The organism is Acetomicrobium mobile, from assembly GCF_937920065.1.
The window spans coordinates 1-3597 of the sequence record NZ_CALETC010000298.1 but is presented as its reverse complement, the minus strand read 5'-3'; the positions used below and the strand labels follow the sequence as shown (position 1 = coordinate 3597).

The window sequence follows — 3597 nt, the reverse complement described above, 5'->3', positions numbered from 1 at the left end:
ACTATAACTGAAAAGATAATAAAACAACATTTAATCAAAGGGGATATGACCAAGGGATCTTCTGTGGCTATTAAGATAGATCAGACATTGATTCACGATGCCACAGGAACTATGGCCATGTTGGAGCTTGAAGCCACAGGAGTTAAACGTGTGAAAACGGAATTGTCCGTAGCTTATGTTGATCACAACATGATTCAAGAAGATTTTAAAAACCCAGATGACCACAGGTTTTTGCAGGATATGGCTGCTAAATACGGGCTAATGTTTTCAAGGCCTGGTAATGGTATTTGTCATCATGTTCATCTTGAGCGTTTTGCAGTTCCGGGAAGGACTCTCCTTGGCAGTGACTCTCATACCCCTACAGCAGGCGGTATCGGCATGCTTGCTATTGGTGCCGGTGGTTTGGATGTAGCTATGGCAATGGCGGGCGAGCCTTTTTCTGTTATAATGCCAAAAATTATAAGAGTTTATCTAACGGGAGAGCTTTCTCCTTTTGTATCTGCAAAGGACGTAATATTAGAGGTCTTGCGGCGTATTTCGGTTAAAGGCGGAGTGGGAAAAGCCCTCGAATATTGTGGTCCCGGTGTTAAATCCTTAAGTGTAAGTGAAAGAGCCACGATAACTAACATGGGAGCTGAAACAGGTGCTACTACATCTATATTCCAAAGTGACGAAGTGACACGAGAGTGGCTAAGAGCCCAAGGAAGAGAGCGAGACTGGGTGCCTTTGTATCCAGATGAGGATGCTATCTATGACGAAGAAATTAATTTAGACTTGTCTTCATTGGAGCCAATGGTCGCAAAACCCTTTTTGCCCGATAACGTAGTGCCAGTTAAGGAAGTTGCGGGTACTCGGGTAGATCAAGTAATGTTCGGTTCATGTACGAACTCCTCGCTACGGGATATTTTAACCATAGCGCATATGCTCAAGGGCAAAAGAATTCATCCCAATGTCGATGCTGGGCTTTCGCCTGGGAGTAGGCAAATTCTGTTGCAGGCGAATGTGGAAGGAGCCATCGAGGACTTAATTGCAGCGGGTGTGAGGATTTTAGAGGCAAGTTGTGGAGCATGTGTAGGTATGGGATTTGCACCTCCTACAGATGGCGTTTCCGTGAGAACGATAAATCGTAACTTTTACGGAAGGTGCGGGCATACCAGCGGAAAGGTATATCTTGCCAGCCCTGAAGTGGCCGCAGCAGCTTGTATCACAGGGGTGATTACTGACCCTAGGGAAATTGATGTAGATCCATATCATTTTGAGACGCCTTCAAATCTCGTAATCGACGAAGGAATGTTCATAGCTCCCTCGCCTGAGCCGGAGAGAATTACTGTTCGAAGAGGACCTAATATCAAACCATTGCCTGAAATGAGTCCGTTGCCCGACAAACTTGAAGGGAAGGTCTTGATAAAGGTAGGAGATGACATTACGACGGATCATATAATGCCTGCAGGAGCTAAATTCCTGCCGTTACGATCCAACATTCCCGCTATTTCAGAGCATGTCTTTGAAGTTGTGGATCCAGATTTTGCAAAAAGGGCCAAGGAGCTTAAAGGCGGATTTATCGTAGCGGGGGTGAATTACGGTCAAGGATCAAGCAGGGAGCATGCCGCTTTAGCGCCAAGGTATTTAGGCGTTAAGGCCGTTATAGCTAAGAGCTTTGCCCGCATCCATCTTGCGAATCTGGTTAACTTCGGTATATTGCCCTTAATTTTTGTCAATATAGAGGACTACGAGAAAATAGATCGAGATGATAAACTTTTCTTCAATGTCGGTCAACTGAATGTCGGATCTCAAGCGGTTTTGCGGAATTTAACGAAAAATATAGAAATTCCAGTTATATGTCCATTGAGCAGCGATGATTTAGATATCGTTAAAGCAGGCGGCAAGCTCAATTGGATTAGATTAAATGCTTCTCTTGATTAGGAGGTAGCTTAAATGACAGATTTTCCTGGGCTCAAGCTGACAAACATAGATATGCCTTCTTCTGGTTCCCCCATTACCATGAGAGATGAAGGCAAACTAATTGTACCGAACGATCCTGTTGTTCCCTTTATTGAAGGGGATGGAATCGGACCCGATATAACTCGGGCCATGAAAATGGTTACGGAAAATGCTGTTTACAAGGCATACGGAAGAAATAGAAAGATTTACTTTTGGGAGATATATGCAGGCGAGAAATGCAATAAAATATTTGGCAACTGGCTTATTGACGATACCCTTGAAGCTATTAAGTATTTTAAAGTTGCGATAAAAGGACCTTTGACAACACCTGTAGGCGGTGGGATTCGAAGCATCAACGTCAGGCTCAGGCAAGCACTTGAGCTGTACGCCTGCATCAGGCCGGTTCGTTATTTCGACGGAGTACCATCTCCCTTAAGGGATCCCTGGAAAGTTAACATGGTCGTATTTAGGGAGAACATGGAAGACGTCTATGCTGGGATAGAATGGCCGAAGGGCAGCGTCGAATGTATGAAGATCAGAAATTTTTTGACGGAAGAAATGGGCGTTTCTTTGCGGGAAGATATCGGGCTTGGCATTAAGCCCATTTCGGCTTTCGGGTCTAAGCGAATAATGCGCAAAGCGATTAAATATGCAATCGAACAAAATAGATCCAGCATAACAATAGTGCATAAGGGAAACATCATGAAATACACCGAAGGATTATTTAGGGCATGTTGTTACAAAGTGGCAGAAGAAGAATTTTCAGGTCAAGTCATTACCGAGGGCGAGGCTAGAGGAAAAACAGCGGAGAGCTTGCCGGATAACAAGATATTAGTAAAGGATAGAATTGCCGATGCCATGTTCCAGCAGATTTTGCTCAGGCCGGAAGATTACGATGTCATAGTCACTCCCAACTTAAATGGAGATTACCTTTCCGATGCGATAGCTGCTACGGCAGGAGGATTAGGCATGGCTCCTGGTGCTAACGTAGGAGATGAAGCGGCTGTGTTTGAGGCTACTCACGGCACAGTGCCAAAGTATGCAGATTTGGATAAAGTCAATCCTACTTCTTTGATCCTCTCGTCCGCCATGATGTTAGATCATATTGGTTGGAAAGAAGCAGCTGAACTTATAGTTTCGGCTGTAGAAAGGACCATACAGTCTCGTGTTGTGACCTATGATTTGGCAAGACAAATGGAGAAAGCAACGGAAGTATCGTGTTCTAAATATGCGGAAACACTATGTCAAAATATGTAGTATTGACTTAAGACCATCCTTGCGAAGTTATAAAAGCTAAATACCCTTATAATCTCTTTTCGTAGCATGGCGTCTCGCCTTGTACGACGAGACTGCCTATTTTTTATATTTATTTGGCAGCGCTTTCTTTTGTAATATGTTGACGAAGCGACCCAAAGCGCTACGCGAGCTTGCAGCTATGGGGTTAGTGCTTACAGATGTATATCATCAAATCCCCTTGAGCTTCGGGAGAAATTTAAAGCGCTCCAGAAGTTTGGAAGAAGAGGCATATTTTCATTAACTAATGCTGCTAGAGCGTAAAAATGAAGCTAAAGGCGGAGAATATCACTATGGGCCTCGTGGATAAAAAGAATTCTCGGGTAAAAAGAAAAACTGCAGAAGCGCCAATGACCATAAAAA

Annotated in this window: 2 protein-coding genes; both read left to right on the top strand. The window is 43.9% G+C overall.

Annotated features, from left to right (window positions below):
* The coding region (locus Q7P41_RS11085) for an aconitate hydratase (protein ID WP_303884272.1) at nt 1-1923 on the top strand (1923 nt) is incomplete at its 5' end.
* A gap of 12 nt (nt 1924-1935) precedes the next feature.
* Nucleotides 1936-3198: an isocitrate dehydrogenase (NADP(+)) gene (gene icd / locus Q7P41_RS11080; protein ID WP_303884271.1), complete on the top strand. Its 1263-nt coding sequence runs from the start codon at nt 1936-1938 to the stop codon at nt 3196-3198.
* Nucleotides 3199-3597: the final 399 nt, after the last annotated feature.

Bases quoted from the DNA above. Each gene is read 5' to 3' on its own strand.
- icd (WP_303884271.1), top strand. From the start codon at position 1,936: ATGACAGATTTTCCTGGGCTCAAGCTGACAAACATAGATATGCCTTCT.